The 17,915-nt window shown below is 34.0% G+C and carries 20 protein-coding genes; 3 read left to right on the top strand and 17 right to left on the bottom strand.

Translation table 11 applies throughout. The features are described from left to right. The first annotated feature begins 9 nt into the window (after positions 1–9). Complete coding sequence (locus tag CVO_RS00800; protein WP_159569447.1) at positions 10–417, top strand: thioredoxin family protein; 408 nt, start codon at positions 10–12, stop codon at positions 415–417. Here the strand turns inward: CVO_RS00800 and CVO_RS00795 are convergent. The 11 genes from CVO_RS00795 to CVO_RS00745 all read right to left on the bottom strand — a co-directional run bounded on the left by CVO_RS00795 (position 414) and on the right by CVO_RS00745 (position 10,088). Beyond that, complete coding sequence (locus CVO_RS00795; RefSeq protein ID WP_159569445.1) at positions 414–743, bottom strand: YraN family protein; 330 nt, start codon at positions 741–743, stop codon at positions 414–416. The two genes, CVO_RS00800 and CVO_RS00795, sit on opposite strands and share 4 nt — an antisense overlap. After that, complete coding sequence (locus tag CVO_RS00790; RefSeq protein WP_159569443.1) at positions 744–2,807, bottom strand: molybdopterin oxidoreductase family protein; 2,064 nt, start codon at positions 2,805–2,807, stop codon at positions 744–746. A gap of 52 nt (positions 2,808–2,859) precedes the next feature. Then, the gene (locus CVO_RS00785; protein WP_159569441.1) at positions 2,860–4,119 is read right to left on the bottom strand and encodes a homoserine dehydrogenase; all 1,260 of its coding nucleotides are present in this window, start codon (positions 4,117–4,119) and stop codon (positions 2,860–2,862) included. 1 nt (position 4,120) lies between these two features. Further along, complete coding sequence (locus CVO_RS00780) at positions 4,121–5,341, bottom strand: LL-diaminopimelate aminotransferase (RefSeq protein WP_159569438.1); 1,221 nt, start codon at positions 5,339–5,341, stop codon at positions 4,121–4,123. Positions 5,342–5,397: 56 nt separating this feature from the next. Then, entirely contained in the window at positions 5,398–6,261 is an 864-nt protein-coding gene (locus tag CVO_RS00775) for a hypothetical protein (protein WP_159569437.1), read from the bottom strand. After that, the gene (locus CVO_RS00770) at positions 6,255–7,148 is read right to left on the bottom strand and encodes a hypothetical protein (RefSeq protein ID WP_159569436.1); all 894 of its coding nucleotides are present in this window, start codon (positions 7,146–7,148) and stop codon (positions 6,255–6,257) included. The genes CVO_RS00775 and CVO_RS00770 overlap by 7 nt, the downstream gene beginning before the upstream one ends. Beyond that, on the bottom strand, positions 7,145–7,825 hold the full coding sequence (gene rlmB / locus CVO_RS00765) for a 23S rRNA (guanosine(2251)-2'-O)-methyltransferase RlmB (protein WP_159569435.1): 681 nt from the start codon (positions 7,823–7,825) through the stop codon (positions 7,145–7,147). Before rlmB ends, CVO_RS00770 begins: the two co-directional genes overlap by 4 nt. Positions 7,826–7,883: 58 nt before the next feature. Next, entirely contained in the window at positions 7,884–8,699 is an 816-nt protein-coding gene (gene rsmI / locus CVO_RS00760; protein WP_159569434.1) for a 16S rRNA (cytidine(1402)-2'-O)-methyltransferase, read from the bottom strand. Between the two features lie 12 nt (positions 8,700–8,711). Next, positions 8,712–8,912, bottom strand: a complete 201-nt coding sequence (rpmE, locus tag CVO_RS00755) for a 50S ribosomal protein L31 (protein WP_152300067.1) — start codon at positions 8,910–8,912, stop codon at positions 8,712–8,714. A gap of 100 nt (positions 8,913–9,012) precedes the next feature. After that, a complete protein-coding gene (locus CVO_RS00750; RefSeq protein WP_241690979.1) occupies positions 9,013–9,690 on the bottom strand; it encodes a 16S rRNA (uracil(1498)-N(3))-methyltransferase in 678 nt (225 codons plus the stop codon). Continuing rightward, on the bottom strand, positions 9,681–10,088 hold the full coding sequence (locus CVO_RS00745) for a hypothetical protein (protein ID WP_159569431.1): 408 nt from the start codon (positions 10,086–10,088) through the stop codon (positions 9,681–9,683). The genes CVO_RS00750 and CVO_RS00745 overlap by 10 nt, the downstream gene beginning before the upstream one ends. 37 nt (positions 10,089–10,125) lie before the next feature. Between CVO_RS00745 and CVO_RS00740 the strand changes: the two genes are divergently transcribed. After that, a complete protein-coding gene (locus CVO_RS00740) occupies positions 10,126–11,352 on the top strand; it encodes a molybdopterin molybdotransferase MoeA (protein WP_159569429.1) in 1,227 nt (408 codons plus the stop codon). Between the two features lie 43 nt (positions 11,353–11,395). Here CVO_RS00740 and CVO_RS00735 read toward each other — a convergent pair whose 3' ends face one another. The 5 genes from CVO_RS00735 to CVO_RS00715 all read right to left on the bottom strand — a co-directional run bounded on the left by CVO_RS00735 (position 11,396) and on the right by CVO_RS00715 (position 15,904). Continuing rightward, the gene (locus CVO_RS00735) at positions 11,396–11,977 is read right to left on the bottom strand and encodes a 6-pyruvoyl trahydropterin synthase family protein (protein ID WP_152300071.1); all 582 of its coding nucleotides are present in this window, start codon (positions 11,975–11,977) and stop codon (positions 11,396–11,398) included. A gap of 12 nt (positions 11,978–11,989) precedes the next feature. Further along, a complete protein-coding gene (locus CVO_RS00730; RefSeq protein ID WP_152300072.1) occupies positions 11,990–12,748 on the bottom strand; it encodes a 7-carboxy-7-deazaguanine synthase QueE in 759 nt (252 codons plus the stop codon). After that, the gene (gene moaA / locus CVO_RS00725) at positions 12,748–13,713 is read right to left on the bottom strand and encodes a GTP 3',8-cyclase MoaA (RefSeq protein WP_152300073.1); all 966 of its coding nucleotides are present in this window, start codon (positions 13,711–13,713) and stop codon (positions 12,748–12,750) included. Before moaA ends, CVO_RS00730 begins: the two co-directional genes overlap by 1 nt. Positions 13,714–13,859: 146 nt before the next feature. Next, entirely contained in the window at positions 13,860–14,492 is a 633-nt protein-coding gene (locus tag CVO_RS00720; RefSeq protein ID WP_159569427.1) for a hypothetical protein, read from the bottom strand. A gap of 137 nt (positions 14,493–14,629) precedes the next feature. Continuing rightward, positions 14,630–15,904, bottom strand: coding sequence for a hypothetical protein (locus CVO_RS00715; RefSeq protein WP_159569425.1), 1,275 nt, complete (start codon positions 15,902–15,904; stop codon positions 14,630–14,632). 260 nt (positions 15,905–16,164) lie between these two features. Here CVO_RS00715 and CVO_RS00710 point away from each other — a divergent pair, with 260 nt between their 5' ends. Next, a complete protein-coding gene (locus CVO_RS00710) occupies positions 16,165–16,629 on the top strand; it encodes an RDD family protein (RefSeq protein WP_159569423.1) in 465 nt (154 codons plus the stop codon). A gap of 338 nt (positions 16,630–16,967) precedes the next feature. Here the strand turns inward: CVO_RS00710 and CVO_RS00705 are convergent, their stop codons facing one another. Next, complete coding sequence (locus CVO_RS00705) at positions 16,968–17,915, bottom strand: c-type cytochrome (RefSeq protein ID WP_152300077.1); 948 nt, start codon at positions 17,913–17,915, stop codon at positions 16,968–16,970.

Here is a 17,915-nt window from a genome sequence, read left to right as displayed (position 1 = left end):
TGGATATTTATGCATAAAACAAGAGCTGTTTTCATCTTTTTATTTCTACTATTTTCAACTCTGCAAAGTGCTGAACTGGACTGGTCAAATGACTATAATGCAGCTTTAAAAGAGGCGCAAAAAAAGAGTAAAAATATATATCTTTATATCGGTTCTGATAATTGCAGATGGTGTGATAGATTTCAGGATATAACACTCTCGCAAAAGCATGTCATAGAAAAACTAAAAGAGGAGTATGTTCTTTTATATCTCTCTAGAGACAAACATAAAATACCAAAACATTTTGAAACAAAAGGGGTGCCAAGACACTATTTTTTAAGAAGTGATGGCAAAATTTTTTATGAAGACAGAGGAAGCAGAGAGGTTGAAGGATTTTTAAATTTGCTTGATGAAGTAAGCTTGAGAAAAAGTAATTAGAGTGTTATATTCTCTATAAACTCTATATTTTCATCTACAACAATTAAAGCGTCAAAAACAAAATCTGTATCAAGAGAGTTTTTTTTCATATAGACATAAGCAGTTTTAATAAGTTTTGAGAGCTTGCTTTTTGTAATATTTTCAACAGCAGTTTCATATTCAAGAGCGCTTTTTACCTCAATAAAATGCAAAACTCCATCTTTTAGCGCGATTATATCTATCTCTCCAAAGCGGGAATAAAAATTTCTTTCTATAACATCAAAACCATGTTTTAAAAGAAACTCATACGCTTTATCTTCTGCTAAGTTTCCTTTGGCTCTGCTCATTTAGCAGTTAATCACTTCCACTTTTACAGATTTAAAAGCAGCAGTTAAAATCAACTCATCGCTTCTGTCACCAAAAAGTGCATTCACTTTAGAATCCGCATAATGAAATGTTACAAAGAGAGTTTTGGGCTCTATCTTTTTGGTAAACTTTACTTTTAGCGGTTTTGTTTCCCCATACTCGGTTTTCAAAATAACTCGCTCGCTTTTAAAATCATCGGCATCTTCATCATTGACTAAAAGCAAATCTTCATCATATTTATCAAGCAAACTTTGTGTCTGTTTTGTCTGAGCAGCATTATTGTACATTGCAATTGTTCTGCCCGTTGTCAAATAATATCCAGTTAAATTTTTATCAATAATCTCTTCTACCATGCCGCGAAGCTTGTATTGATGATAATGAAATTCGCCGAGCCCGTCATCCGTTCTAAAATCCAATTGATGTAAAATCGGAGTATCTTCCGTATGAACCGGCCACTGAAGCCCTCTTTTTCTATGTCTTTGCAATCTTACATAAGATGCTCCGCTAAAGCGCCTATATGCAACTTCTCTAACCTCATCCCAAATCTCATTTGAATTTTTATAGGCATAGTTACCGCCCATCTTATTATCAAGAAGTTTGATAACCTCCCAATCATCAGGAAGGTCTGACTCTACAAGCGGTTGAGATAGATGCAATCTTCTCATGGCATTAACATAAACACCCGTTTTTTCATACGCTGATTTTACCCCTATAACTATATCAGCTTTAGAGGTTATATCTGTCATAAACAGCTCTTGCACCATTATAAGTTCAAGATTGCTTATTGCTCTGTCTACTTTATTTATATTTGGATGAATATGAGTTAAATCCTCTCCTATATTTAAAACTGCTTTTATGCGTCCCTCGAGCATCTCATCAACAAGCTGAGGCGTCATTAAGCCAATCTCTTTTGGCGTTTGATAATCTGGGTCATAATAGGGAAGCATCCCCATATCACAAGCACCTTGAACATTGTTTTGACCTCGAAGAGGCATAAGCCCGGTACCGGCTTTTCCGATATTTCCAGTCATTAGGGAGAGATGAGTAATTGCCATTACGGCATAAGAGCCATCAATATGTTCAGTAATACCAAGTCCCCAAAAAATCATAGATTTTTTGAGAGCATACTCTCTTGCTATCTTTGGAATCATTTTGCTAAGATATTCATACCCCTCAATATTCTCAAAATATTTTGGATTTGCATAAGGGTCATTTAAAATTTTATCCTTAAACTCTGCAAAACCTTTTGTTCTCTCTTCTATAAAATTCTCATCATAAAGCTCTTCATTTATAATTACATATGCAATCATATTTAAAACAAGCAGGTTTGCTTCATGCGGCATAATCGCCTTATATTTTGCAAAGCGGTGAAGCTTTATCTCTCTAACATCAAATACAGCCAAATTATCATTTTTTTGCGCCATTTCGACAATACGATTCGCTATTATGGGGTGTGCTTCTGTTGTATTTGAACCAATCACAATCATAAATTCACAGTTGTAAACATCATTATACGGATTTGTAGCTGCACCCTCTCCGATGGTAGCTTTCATACCCTTTAGGCTTGGTGAGTGACAAACTCTCGCACAGTTGTCAACATGAGGGGAGTTTAGAGTGTGACGAGTAAATTTTTGAAAAAGGTAGGTACTCTCGCATGAAGTTCTTGCGCCGCCAATGGAAGCTACGCTTTTTTGCCCATACTTCTCTTGAATCTCTTTTAGCTTCATAGCTGCGGCAGTTGTGGCACCATCTAAATCACTCTCATACCAAGTATCATCAAAATCTTTTAATGAATATGCTACTGCATCTTTTATAGCTGGATTTTTATCTAAAAAACTCTTCTTGATTCTTGGAGTTCTAAGGCGCTCTTTTGAGTCAACAAAATCAAAACCGTATTTGCCTTTTATACAGAGCTTTCCTTGTGAGACTACACCGTCTTTATGTGCAAAGATTTTTTGAATCTTATTCTCTTTTACATGTACAGCTATATCACAACCGACACCACAGTAGGTACAAACACTATCTATTGTTTCAAAGTTTTCCATAAATATCCCATTTTTTGCTGTTTGCAGCTGTTATTAAGATTTTTAATCTTTCTTACACTATCCTAATCATTACAGGCTTAAAGTTTACAAACTCCAAAGCCTCGAGTGAATTTATAAGTTTTTGAATATCTCTTTCATAAGCAGTATGAGTTGAAATCAGAAGATTTGCGCTCTCTTTTGAAGTTGGTCTTTGAAGCATTGTTTCAACTGATATATCATTCTCTTCAAAAATTTTAGTTACTTTTGCCAAAACGCCTTTTTTATCCGATACATTTATGCGAAGATAATATTTTGATTTTATATCTTCTATAGGCTTAAGTTTAAGCCCTGCTTCCATAGGTCTGTCAAAGCCAAGCATCGGTCTGCTTTTTCCGCTTCTTGCTATGTCTATGATATTTGCTATAACTGCGCTTGCAGTTGCATCACCACCGGCTCCCGGTCCATAGTAGAGCGTCTCACCCACTTTATCTCCAACAACACTGATGCCATTCATAACACCGTCTATTTTTGATATCATCTCATTTTTGCTTATCATACTTGCATGTACGCGAAGTTCGACCATATTTTTATCTTTTTTGGCAATTCCCAAAAGTTTTATAGCATATCCAAACTCACTTGCAAAATCAACATCCTCTTTAGAAATATTTTCAATACCCTCTATTAAAATATCTTCAGGTTTTGCATCGATACCGTATGCTATAGAGGCGAGAATAAGAAGTTTATGTGCTGCGTCATATCCACCGACATCAAAAGTAGGATCTGCTTCAGCATATCCTAACTCTTGCGCTTTTTTAAGAATATCATCATAATTGACGCCGTTTTGAATCATCTCAGTGAGCATATAGTTACTTGTGCCGTTCATAATCCCCATAATAGATTCTATATGGTTTGCAGAGAGTCCGTCACGAAGAGCATTGATAATAGGGATACCACCTGCAACACTCGCTTCATATTCAAAAGCAATATCTTGTGCTATCTCTTGAAGTTCATAACGGTGATACGCCAAAAGAGCTTTATTTGCAGTTACTACCGCTTTACCATTTTTAAGCGCCTTTTTAACTATTTCAAACGGCTCTTCAACACCGCCCATAAGCTCAACTACGATATCAATTTCGTCGTCGTTTAAAATATCATCAACATTATCTGTCAGTTTTATATCTAAACCTCTATCCTTGTTTAGATTTTTTACTACACCGCTCTTTACGACTATATCAACACCTGCACGGGCAGATATAACATCTGCATTATCTTTTAAAATATTGACAACGCTTGCCCCTACTGTTCCTACACCGATTATTCCAATTTTTACCATATTACTTTTTTTCTTCTTGAAATTGTTTTAAAAATTCTTTTATATTTCTAGCTGCTTGGCGAATACGGTTGTCATTTTCTATCAAAGCTATACGAACATAACCTTCACCATATGAACCAAATCCGATGCCAGGAGCCACGGCAACACCTGCCTCTTTTAAAAGTCTTTTTGAAAACTCTAAAGATCCTAAATGCTGAGCACATTCAGGCAGTTTTGCCCAAACAAACATACTGGCATGATTTTTTCTTATATGCCAGCCTGCTCTGTCAAATGCTTTTAACAAAACTTCTTGACGGTGATTATATTTGTCCGTTATATCTTTAACGCACTGCTGATCTCCGTTTAATGCAACTGTAGCTGCAACTTGAATCGGCGTAAACATTCCATAATCCAACCAAGATTTAATCTTTTGAAGTGCTCCGATTAGTTTTTTGTTTCCAACAAAAAAGCCAACGCGCCACCCTGCCATATTGTAGCTTTTTGAAAGAGTAAAACTCTCAACTGCCACATCTTTTGCTCCAGGTACGCTCATTATAGAAGGCGTTACATAGCCGTCAAAAGTTATATCACCATATGCTATATCACTGATAATATAAAATCTTCTCTCTTTTGCCATGGCAACAAGACGAACATAAAATTCCTGAGTAACAGTTGCTGTTGTAGGATTGTGAGGAAAGTTAACCAAAACATATTTAGGTTTTGGCGAACTCTCTTTTAAGACTCTATCAAGATCTTCAAAAAATTTATCCTCATCAAGTCTGTAATCATCATCAAACTCTATTCCAAATTTAACAACATTCCCGCCTGCCAATATAAAGGAGTACTCATGAATTGGATAAGTAGGATCAGGAACAACAGCAACATCCCCCGGATTTGTGATAGCATATGCCAAATGCGCGTAGCCCTCTTTAGATCCCATTGTAGCGACACACTCTGTTTCAGGATCCAAATCACAGTCATATCTTCTTTTGTACCAGTCAGCGATTGCGGCCAAAAGTTTAGGAATGCCTTTTGAAGTTGAGTAACCATGTGTTTTTGTTTTTTGCGCAGACTCAATAAGCTTCTCTCTTATATGCTTAGGAGTATCTCCATCAGGATTTCCCATAGAAAAATCTATAACATCAGCGCCTGCCCTGCGTTCTGCCATTTTAAGGTCATTTACCTCAGCAAACACATACTTCGGCAACCTTTTTATTCTCTCAAATTGTATCTCGTCAAACATGAACATTCCTGCTTAAATAATTAATGACATTCTATCAAAAAAATTTGATAATTAGTTTATTTTTTAATTACCGGTTTTAAAACTAAATCATCTTTGATATTTTTAAGCGTGTATATATCGGAAATTTTTACATAATGTGTGTTTTCATGCATATTTAAAGTTAGATATGTTTTTTTTGTATCTATCTTAATAACTCTTAGCAAATTTAAAAATTTATCATAAAATGCAATATGCGGATACCAGTTATTTCTAGAAGAACTTACTATATCTATTTTATCTATTTTTGAGACATTTAACCAGTAAGAGTAAAGAGATCTTTTTAATCTTATCTCTTCAGAATCTTCAAGAGTAGTAACATCAAGTTTGGCATTTTTCATATCTATCACATAAGACCAGTCTGTTTGTGACTCTTTTATAACATCAACAATTTCACAACCATTTTTTTTCAGTTCTTGACTAATAACTAAAGGATCAGCAGCATATTCGGAAATCAAACCTATTTTCCAAATAAATTCTGAGTCATTAAAACTTGATTCTTTTGTGACATATCTATAATACCCTATATTTCTTAGTGAGTCACTCATTATTTTTACAAAAAACAGAGGAGCGCCTTTAGTTTTAAAGCTTATATTTGTCTCTTGAGGCTTTTTAAAAAACAGATTTAAAATACCATTCTCTTTAAGTGTTTGAATAACTTTAATAGAGTTTACTCTTCCATCACTGTTATAATACTCCTCTTTTGGAGTGAAAATAATATCTATATAAGCTCTATCTTTCTCAAATGTAACTGGATTAATTAAATTTCTAATCTTTTTAATCAAAAAATCTTCACTTTTTTCACTTTCAAATTTTTCTGTTTCTAATATATCTGCATAGGAGAATGAGAAAAGCAAAGTAAAAATAAAAAATACTTTTACCATCCTTTGCCTTTGTTTAATCTCTTAAACTCTTCCATATCTATCTCTTTTAATTCTGAATTTATATATGAAAATATTATATTTTTAGGATTTGAAAATTTTATAATCTCTCCGTTTATCTCTATATCTATATATCCATGCCCAAACAACAGCAACCACTCTTTTTTTGGGTCCAAAGAAAACTCCCCAGAAAGCGTTTCTTGATATCTTTTATAATTTTTTAAGTCAATATAACCAAGCCATACTTTACTTTTTGGAATAATTTTAAATGAAACTTGCTGAACTTCTACATCCCCATTTTGAGGTTCTACTGATTCTACTTCATTTACTGATTTAAGTTCTTCTGCTAATTCAGACTCTTTGGTTGATTCCAATAACTCGGCTGACTCTACAGCTTCTGCTGCTTCTGGAAGTTCTTGTACCTCTTGCGTGTTTAAACTTCTGTTTTCATCAGGCAGAGAACTGTTTTTATCATTTTGAATCTCTAAAATATTGCTTTTAGCACTCTCTATTACACTATTGTCAATTGTATAAAGTACATCTTCCGAAGACTTTATAATAAAATATGTCAATGCAGCAATAACAACTATTCCAAAAATTATATACAAAAGTGTGAAATTTCTTTTTTCTTTAATAAGATAACGAGATAAATTAACACTCTCTTCAACAGGTGCATTGCTTTGAAAATATTCGTTGGCTTTATCTCTTAATTCACTTAAATCAAGAGAATATTCTCTCTCGAGTATAGATAAAAAACCCTTAAGCTGAACACTGTTCATACCTTCAAAATTTTCATCTAAAAGTGCCTGAACATGGATTAAAGAAATATGTGTTTCTTCATGAATTTTTTGAGCGCTAAATTTTTTTAATTTTTCAACATCTTCACTCATATTCTCATCCTATCCATCAATATAGCTCCAGCTGCACCTACATTTAAAGAATCAAACTTATGTGACATTTTTATACTTACTATCTCATCTAGTTTTGAAGTTACTCTGGCACTCAACCCTTCACCTTCACTGCCTAAAAACAAAGCTCTTTTTTGTTTTACTTTAACCTCACGAATGTCTTTGCCATCCATATCTGCCCCATAAGTGTAAAAACCAGACATTTTAAGATCATTCATTACATTATGAACATTTGTTTCTATTGCAAAAGGCATATCCAAAAGTGCCCCTGTACTGGTTCTGACAATAGCTTCAAGAGGCAGTGTTTTTACTCCGCATGCTATAACTGCTTCAACACCCAAAGCATAAGCACTCCTGATTATTGCGCCGATATTTCCAACATCAGTCAAACCTGATAAAACAAGTACAAATTCATAATTTAAAAATGTTTTATAGTCATAGAGTTTATAAGGATCGATTTCTGCGAGTATCCCTTGATGAGATGCATTTTTACACATTTTTCCCGCTGCATCAGATGGGATTCTTTTGATTTCAAAATCCATCTTCATAAGACGCGAATACTCTTTTTTATCTATCTCTTTTGCTAAATAAAGTGTTTTTATCTTTTGTGGATGATTGGCAATGATATAATTGATTGGTTGTTTTGCATAAATTAACATAAAGACATTTTATCCAAAAAAGTTAAATATAGAGTGCGTATATAAAAACTCCCTCTATTTAAAGTTTTAATAATCTTTCATAACATGCTTTTGTATTTTCACCAGTTATTTTGCCAATAAGTTTTGCTTGAACTTTTTTCGGCAAATCAAGCTCTAAAATATCATTTTGAGTTATTGCGCTGCTGTTTTGTGCCTTTGATGCACTAATAACGACAACCCACTCCCCTCGAAGATTTGCATCAAGTTTGTGTTTTATCTCATCTGCCGTTCCAAAATAGTAATTTTGGTACTTTTTTGTAAGCTCTTTTGCTAAGAATATTTCTCTTTTAGGCTCTTCGTAAGAGAGTTCGTCCAAAAGTTTGGCAAGCCTATGCGGAGATTCATAGAGAATTGTGGTAAATCCGCTTCCAAGAGCACCTTGAAGCGAGACTGCTCTCTCTTTACCTTTGTGAGGCAAAAATCCCCAAAAAAGCATCTTTGTATCTACAAATCCGCTTGCCACAAAAGCAGTTAAAAGTGCATTTGCACCGGGCAGAACATCATAAACAACACCCATCTCTTGACAATATTTTACTAAAGCTTGTCCAGGGTCACTGATACCGGGCATGCCGGCATCACTTACATAAATAACATTTTGATCAAAAAAAGAGGGTTCTAGTTTTGTTATAAACTCTTTTTCATTATGAGAGTGGAGTGAAATAAAATTTTGATCAGATTTAAAGTCAGTGCTATACCGCTCTTTTAAAATATGGATAAGTTTTTTTGTAACGCGAGTATCTTCGCATAAAAGGGTGTCGGCACTACTTAGAGCCTCTATGGCTCTAAGCGATATATCGCCTATATTTCCAATCGGAGTTGGAACAAGTGTAAGCAAGAAAAATCTTAATTATTTTTTTGCGTAACGCTGGTTGAATTTCTCAATTCTTCCTGCAGTATCTACCATTCTCTCAGAACCTGTAAAGAAAGGGTGACACTCATTACAGATGTCAATTCTCATCTCATCTTTTTGACTTAATGTCTCAAAAGTGTTTCCACATGCACAAGTTACAGTACATGTTACTAATTTCGGGTGGATATCTTTTTTCATTTTTTTACCTTTTGATACTCGTTTGCGTGCGAATATCTATATATTTTTTAAATCCGTATGGGTGCGGATTTTTAAGATTGCAATTATAGCTGAATTTATCTTAAAGAAGTATTTTAGCTGCTATTGCCGCTACAGCGCTCTCTGATCTTAATACCATCGGCGTATCTAATCTAAATGTTTTTAAAGATGAAAGAAGCTCTCTCTCTTTATCAGAAAATCCACCTTCACACCCTATTAAAACTCTTTTTATACCACTGTAGTCCTGCAATGCATTTTGACAAAAATCAAATACATTTACATCAGGAAACTTGGTTATAAACTCTTCTATGTTTTTATAGGTGTCAAACTCTATATATGTACTTCTGCCGCACTGCTGCATAGAAGCTTCTAAAATTCTCTCAAATCTTTTAAAATCAAGTTTAAAATTTTTCTGACTTCTATCACAAAATATAAATGATATTCTCTCAACTCCTGTCTCACAAAGAGAAGGAAGCACTTTTTCTATAGAATTTGAGTCTATTACGCACCAACCAAGATGAAGAGACTTTGTGCTTTTAATTTCCTCTTTTTTTGAAAAAAGCAGCGATAACTCTGCACTTCTAGACTCAATACTCTCTATTTTGTATCTATGTAAAATCTCTAAATTCTGTTTTGCTCTAAAATATAATTCATCACCCTTTTTGTGACGACGAACTTTGATTAAATATTTGTATAAGTCACCTCTTATACAAAGAGTATCACGACCAGCCTCATCATCAAATATATATATCAATTCCACATCCAAACAGAGATACTTAATACTAAAAATATTTCAAGAGAGAAAATTTTCAGTGCATATGATTTATAGTTTTCAAACGCATTGTTCTCTTTTTTCTTGAGATATTTCAACTTTATAGAGCGTTTAAATTCAAGATAAATTAAAATTACGGCAAGAAGAATCATAATAATATTTTCTGCCGTAAAATCTAAATGTTTAGCCGCCATCATAACTACACCCGTAAAAATAATTGCAACTATAACTGTTCCAACAATTGGTGTAAAAAGCGACATTGTCCTTGTGTATTTTGTTAAATTTTTCATACTTAAAAGTATAAAAATATTTATAAAAATCACCCCTAAAACTGCAATAACACTGTAGTTATGTGTTACAATACTCATATCATACATTTCATTCATGATGAAATTTTACAATAAATTTAATAAAAGAAGAGACATGGCAGTTACAATAGAAGAAGCATTTGAATATATTTATAAAAATACTACGGCAAAATCAATCAAGATATTACCAATTGAGCAAGTTTTAGGATATGTTTTGGCAGAAGATATTATTGCATCGCACAATCTTCCGCCTTATGATAATTCAGCTATGGACGGTTATGCTGTTAAAGTTGAAGATGCAGGCAAAGAGGTAAAAGTAAATCATACAATTTTTGCGGGTGATGATTCAAAAGAGGAGTTAAAAAGCGGATTTGCTATCAAAATAATGACGGGGGCAAGGGTTCCAAAAGGGTGTGAAACAATTGTTCCAATTGAAGATGCAGTAATTTCACAGGATAAAATAAAACTTCCCAAAAAATTAAAACCATTTAGACATATCCGTTTATGTGGTGAAGATATCAAAAGCGCAACTACTCTGTTAAAGAGAGGACAAAGACTTCAAGCGCATCATATTACACTCTTAGCTTCACAGGGCATAAGTCACACTAAAGTTTACAAAAAACCAAAAGTAGCTATATTTGCTTCGGGGAATGAGCTTAAAATGCATTTTGAGAATGTTACATCCTATCAGCTCTACAACACAAATACTCCAACATTTTTTTCAAGAGTCAAAGAACTCGGATGTGAAGTTGACTTTATCGGAACATCTCAAGACTCTTTAAAAGATATACAAGAACATATAAAAAGTGCTCTTGAGAGCGACCTTATCATCACTTCAGGAGGTGTTAGCGTAGGTGATGCAGACTTTACAAAAGAGGCTTTTGGTGCATTCGGTTATGAAATATTTTTTGATAAAATTGACATTAAACCAGGCAAACCAACAACTTTTGGACGCATAAAAGATACTTTAATTTTAAATCTTCCGGGAAATCCTCTGGCAGCCGCACTCAATTTTGAACTTTTTGGGCAAAGCATTATTTTGGCATTAAGCGGCGATAAAGCAAAGTATATAAATACAATAGAAACAAAAATGGCAGATGACTACACTTTAAAACCAGGAAGAAGATCTCTTATTCCCGGATATTTTGATGGCATAAAATTTATACCGCATAAAAAATTTGCTCCCGGTATGATATCCCCGCTGGCAGCTTCAAACGCATATATAATTGTAGAGAATGATTGTGAAATTTTAAAAAAAGATGCTAAAGTTAAAATAATTCCTACAAGATTTAGTTTTAACTCTAAAGAAATAAACGATTTAATAAATACTACAAAAGAGTAAATCTTTTGAAAACCATCCCTGTTTAAGGTACTTTTTTGGTATTTTAAACACTCTTGGGATTTATAAACCTTTCTCTCTTTTTTATCTTATCTAAAAGGTTTGAATCTCTCCAATTTTTTTGGACTTCTTCACTAAAAGCAAACTCTTCGAGATTTATTAAACCCATATTTAGAGAGTAAGCATCCTCTCTAAAAGCTTGTGCATATCCCGTATCTGTTTCATGAACAATAACACTGTGAAGCTTTACTTCTCTCTCCCCGTTTATGGTTGTAGTTAACTCTAAGAGCTTATCTATCATTACAAAAATAACACGGCTGAACTGTTCAGCAGATGGAGAAACAGGAAGAAGAACCCATCTTGCAGAGTTTTTTTTCATAGCATCTATGTACTCTTTGTTGTCATCTCTCCAGATTGCTATACTATGGTCAAAACTCTCAATAAGATCTTTCATGTTTTGCTTCATCAAACCAAAATCATAAACCATTTGACCATTATCTAAAAAATTGGATGCAAACAAAAGCTCAACTTTATAAGAGTGGCCATGCAGAGAGCTTCTACACTTCGAACTGGAACAGCCTCTAACAATATGAGCATTCTCAAATTTAAAAAGCTTTCTAATTATCATTTTTTAGCACTCCTAAACCCCTTTGTTCTGATCCCATATTCTTATATGAAGTCTGTCGCTAAAATTGTACCCTTTTGATTTGCAAAACTCTATAAGAGGCTCTGTATTGGTCTCCACTTCCTCTTTGTTCCCTCCAAGAGGCATACAATAAACCTGAGTCGCCGGAGAGTGCAGAATTATCTCTGATATCTCCTCTTCCAAGCCTAGAGTTATAGATTCCGCATCTATGGAAAACTTAAAAAAAGCCTCTTTGGCATTTGAGGCAATAGAGTTTATAATATCTCCTCGAACTCTTTTGCTAAAAGATTCATTTGAATTTGACAACTTTACAGATAAAGCGAATATACACTTTTTATATATGGGAAATTTTTCAAAATCTACGCGCAAAGAAGCATTTGTCTCAAAAGTGATTCTATGACCTTTTTTATGCAAAGCTTCCAAAAACTCTACAAAAACCTTTTCATTTGCATATATAAGCGGTTCTCCGCCTGTTAAAACAATATCTACACTTCTAGGCAAATCATAAATATTTAAAATATTAAGAAGCTCTTTTGAACTTTTTATTTCTACCCAATTTTGAGAAAAATGCTCTTTATTTACGGCATAAACCGTATCACATCCTAAAACCTTTGTACCATCAGGAGCTATCTCTTGACAGTTAAAACCTTCGCATTTCATATTACATCCGCCAAAGCGAAAAAAGATTGACGGAGAACCGCTGTATCTACCCTCGCCCTGGATACTGTAAAAATGTTCGACTAGATATATCATCAACCACCCGTTTCATAAAAAGCACGGGATGAAGATTCGCTATCTTCACCGCCCCAACGATTTTTCTCCGGTTTGTTTTTCACAACATCTCTTAAAACTTCTGCTGCTGCTGCAATATCACCCTCTTTTATGGACTTTGATATACTCATGGCTTCATCGAAATAGAGACATGGTATAAGATTGCCCTCTGCGGTTAGGCGAATACGATTGCACTGCTTACAAAAATCATCCCCATAAGGCTCAATGATTCCAAATCGATATCCATCTTTCATGCGGTAATAGCGTGAAGGAGATGCACCATCAAAACCTTCATCTTCGAACTCATAGTGCTCTCTTAAAATTGCTAAAAGTTCATCTGATTTAAGTCCGCTTATCTCTTTAGAAGCATATTGGTTCTCCATATACTCTATAAACCTTATCGTCATATCGCGCTCTTTACAGTACTCTAGCACATCTACAATCTCATCTGCATTCATATTTTTCATAGGAACCATATTTACTTTTACTTTAAGTCCAACCGCTCTGGCCTCTTCCACTCCTGCCAAAACATCCGCTAAAACATCTTTTTGCGCAATTTTTTGCGCAACTTCAGGTTTTAAGCTGTCTATACTGACATTAATTCGTTTTAAACCGGCATCTCTTAATCTCTGGGCCGTTGATTTAAGCAAATAAGCATTTGATGTCATTGCCAAATCTATAGTAGGATCATAATCATAAATCATCTTTATAAATTTATCCAAATCTTCTCGTAAAAGCGGCTCTCCGCCAGTAATGCGAATCTTTTTAATACCTTCGTCAATTGCAACTTTTACAAATAAAAAGAGCTCTTCAAATGAGAGAAGATTCTCTTTTGGAACCCATGAAAAAGGCTTTTCGGGCATACAGTACTGACATCTAAAGTTACATCTCTCTGTTACAGAGATGCGAAGATAGTCAACTACTCTATCATAGCTATCTATTAGCATTATTTATCCTCATTTTTCTCAGGCAAACTGGGAATTTAAAATATAGCTGTATTATATCTTTTCGAGCTAAAATAAGGTTTGACACTCATCAGAAAAGTTAAAAAAATTTTACTTAACTGATAAATATTCTCATATACGCCTTAAAACTACTTTGTAATAATTTGAGTTTTTAGTGTTTTAAACTCTTCTTCTGTAATAATTCCCTGCTCTTTTAGCTTATATGCTTTTTCCAGCTCATCTGTTTTGGAAACAGATACTTGAGATGGAGCCTGGAGTGTTTGTGCTTTTTCTTTTTCAGATCCGACAACTTCTATAAGATCGTTTATAGCACTGTCAACATCTTCCATTACAGAGCCAGCAAGACCTGTTTTTGCTATCTCTTTTATGCCAATTTCATTTGCTACCTTCTCAAATGCAAATCTCCCGTTTTCTAGATTGTCTCTTACTCTAAGGTAGTGAACTTCTCCGGCTTTTAGGTTAAGTTCTACTATCTGCTCCTCTATTTGGGCTCTTACAACAGAGAGAGTAATAGGATTTGGTTTTAAGTGAAATGCAACATACTCACCGCTTTTAATCTTTTGTTCAACTCTTTTGTCATTTATTCTTATATCGTAGTCCTGATATGAGTAGCTCTCAACAGCTTCACTTTGGTTTGGCATATAGATATAAACCAGTGACGCATTTTCAAGCGGCTCTTGTGCTTTAAAAGGAACTTTATCTGCACACCCGGAGATAAAGAGCAACAGCGTTACGATAAACAGTGTTTTAATCTTTTTCATCAATACTCTTTTTTATAAAATTTAAGGATTGATTATAGCATAAAGTGTTTTTATTTTAGCGGATTTTTTATAATTTTGAAGATTTATAAATTCCCAAGCAGATGCTTGGGAAGGAAGAAGATATTTAAAAATATCTTTTAGAAGTTGTAGCGAGCAACTACACGAACTACATCTTGTTGATCAACTTCATTTGCATCTTTTTCGCTCCATGACTGATAGATATATGCAGCCATTAGATCAAATCCGCTAACTTTAGCTTTATATACAAGTTCCATATCTGTTAAGTCTCTTTTAGCGGCACTACCGTCATCAGAGAATGTACCTTGCGCTATTACTGTACCATATGCGCCAGTATTGTATGCAGCTTTTAACATATATGTGCTGTTGTCCCATACAATCGCATCTTGGTTTCCGATCATTTGTGTATAAAGTGGAGATTTTACACCGCCAAGATTTCTAATTTGTGCTGTTCCATCATCAACTGTTGAAAATGCCAAACAAACAGAAAGCGCATCAACAGGCTTCATACCAACTTTTGCACCAAATGCAGTTGTATCTTCTAAAGCACTAGCTTCTGGCATAATAGATCCACCTTGCAAGCCGATTGTTACTGGCAACTCCTTATCAGCTATAGCTATATCACCCCAAAGAGCGTCGGCACCCTCGTTTGTAGCTACCATTATATCATTCAGAGTATAGTATGTAGCTGTAACTGTAGCCATAGGAATCGATTTGTTTTGCGCAGTTAGCATATATGCTTCGCCTGCTACAGCGACACCAGTTTCAGTGCCAGTATAAACTGAACTTCTATTTACTCTTAAATCATCAAAAGATGCCATATCATTTCCAAAACCATTGCCGTTTGTTGCTGAAACATAAGCACCAACCAAAGTAGTATCCGGAATATCAGTGTTTACCACTAAAGCAGCATCAAATGTGTTTTTAAATACATTCCAACCCTCTGAATATGCTAATGGAGAGAGTGATTGAGGAAGCTCTTGACGACCAAGTTTTACAGTCGTATTGCCAACTTTTTTAGCGATATATAACTGACTTAGATAGATATCATCAGCTATATTATTATCATCTAATTCAGTTCCAGTATCTTGCATTGTATTTGTTACAAGATTTTTTTCTAGTCCCAAAGTTCCTAAGTAGTTAATAGTTGAACCAAATGTAAAATCATTTTTAAGATCAGCATTTAAGTTTAACTGAATACCGAAGTTTGCTCTAGTGTTGTCCCCTGCATTTGCACCAAAAAGATCCTGATCAGCAGTACCATTAGTCGCTGCAGTATTATAATAAACTACCGCTTGACCTGATGTTTGAATATCTATCCCACTATCTGCAGCCATTGCTGCTGTTGCTACTAGTGACGCTGCCACTAATGACATTTTTACCATTTTTTTCATTTTTTCTCCTGTTTTTTTCTATCTACCACCCATATAGAAGTGATAACAAAATACCAATATCGAAGGTACTTTATTATCACTTCTTATAATGTGATATATTATAGAACTTTGCATATTCTACAGCGGTGATTTTTAAATTAAGTTTAAATTAGTGACTTTATTATCAATTTGTTTACTTATTGCATTTAATTATACAATTTAAGAACTTTTTTATAACAATTAAAATTTAAATTACTCTTTTAATCTGTTATAATTTCATTATGAGATTTAGAGAACTTAAAAAAAACAAAAAACCTGTACAAATCAAAGAGTCGAAAAAGTTTGTTTATGCGCCTTACAGCTATAGAGTAAAAGCATTTATTACAGATATGTTTATGATATATGCCCCTATACTCTATATAATTACTTATGTTTTTATGGATGGCAAAGATAATTTTCAGTCTTCTCAAATGGCACCTTTTATCGGTGTAGCTCTTTATGGAGTTATCTACGCATTTTTACTAAGTAAATTTGCTCAAACACCCGGAAAAAAAGCTTATGAGATAAAAGTTCTAAACAGTACAAACGGAGAAAATATAACTTTTATAAAAGCACTATTTAGATTTGTCGCTTTTTTATTCACAGCAACGACAGTTTTAGGACTTTTTTTACCGTTTTACAGAAAAGACAAAAAAGCGCTGCATGATTTGATTTGCGGAACTATCGTTGTCGCTGTAAAATCTTAAAGTTCCATAAAAAAATTTATCTGTATTGCTTAGCAGTAACTCTATAATAGATAAACCACAATATTTTTTTCAATACTAAATATAAATTCTCCTGCTAACTTACCTATAAAATCTTAAAACAATCCTTTTTTTATCTATTATACTAACATAGATATATGTAAACATAGTTTTTATAAACAGCTTGAAATATTGTAAAATCTACTTTGCATTTAAAACATATAGTAGTAATTAATTATAAGAAAATTTATATTTTTGTAAAAGATATATAAAATGAAAATTATGTGAAGTTGTTTTTGAAATGTACTCTTAGCCAAAAAGGCTAAGAGGGGATGGAAGATTTAGTGTAAATCTTTCCAAACTTGTTTTTTCCATAAAAGAGCGAAGATAGCGAAAATAACGATATAAATCATTACATTTGCTCCAACTGATTCTCTTTCATGTCTTTTTGTATCAGCAGAATCTGCAAGATGCTCAAGAACTTTATGAGCTGCTTCTTCAGTTACACCAACTCTAGGCATTGCAGTACCTTTTAGGTGCGCTTGAGGATTTTCGATAAAAGTACTCAAGAAGTGCTCACTACGAGAACGAAAGTACATTGATAAATCAGGAGGCAGTTTACCCATATATTTTGTCAATGCTTCTTGGTACTCTAATACTTGAATATCGTACGCTAAAGACTCTTTCTCAAATTTAAATTCAGGCTTGTTTCCAAGTTGTGTCCAATTCTCATATCTCATAGCATGACATCTACCACAAGCATTGTCATATGCCATTTTAGGAGTTAACTCATCTTGGCTTACAGCAATAGATTTTAAATATGCAACCATATCTGCAACTTCTTGATCAATATCTCCACCAGCACCATAAAAAGGAACCATTGGATGCATTTGACCTTTAGAAGCATCAAATTTATGCTCAACTTTTAAAGCATGAGCAGGATTTTTGATTAAATCTGCTAAGAATTTTTCATTATAAACAACACCTGCTTCGCCTAAATCCGGTGGATTAACACCATAACTTTGTGCAGCAGTAAGTGCATCCATAGCAGCAGGCAGACCCTCTTTTTCTATAGAGTGACAACCAGTACAACCACCGGCTCCAGTAACTAAATCTTTACCGTTTGCAACATCACCACTCTTTGAAAGAGCCGGTAAATCTGCATACGCAAAATTTTCACTCTCTACATGTTTATGCATTTGAGAGTGTGCATATGGCTCAACTAACCAGTAAGTTAGGAGAGTAAAAGCAACAACAACAACCAATATTAAAGGTTCTTTATTTTTCAT

Source organism: Sulfurimonas sp. CVO, from assembly GCF_009883775.1.
GTDB lineage: Bacteria > Campylobacterota > Campylobacteria > Campylobacterales > Sulfurimonadaceae > Sulfurimonas > Sulfurimonas xiamenensis.
Note: the sequence above shows the minus strand (reverse complement) of the source record. Positions and strands in the feature narration are given on the sequence as shown.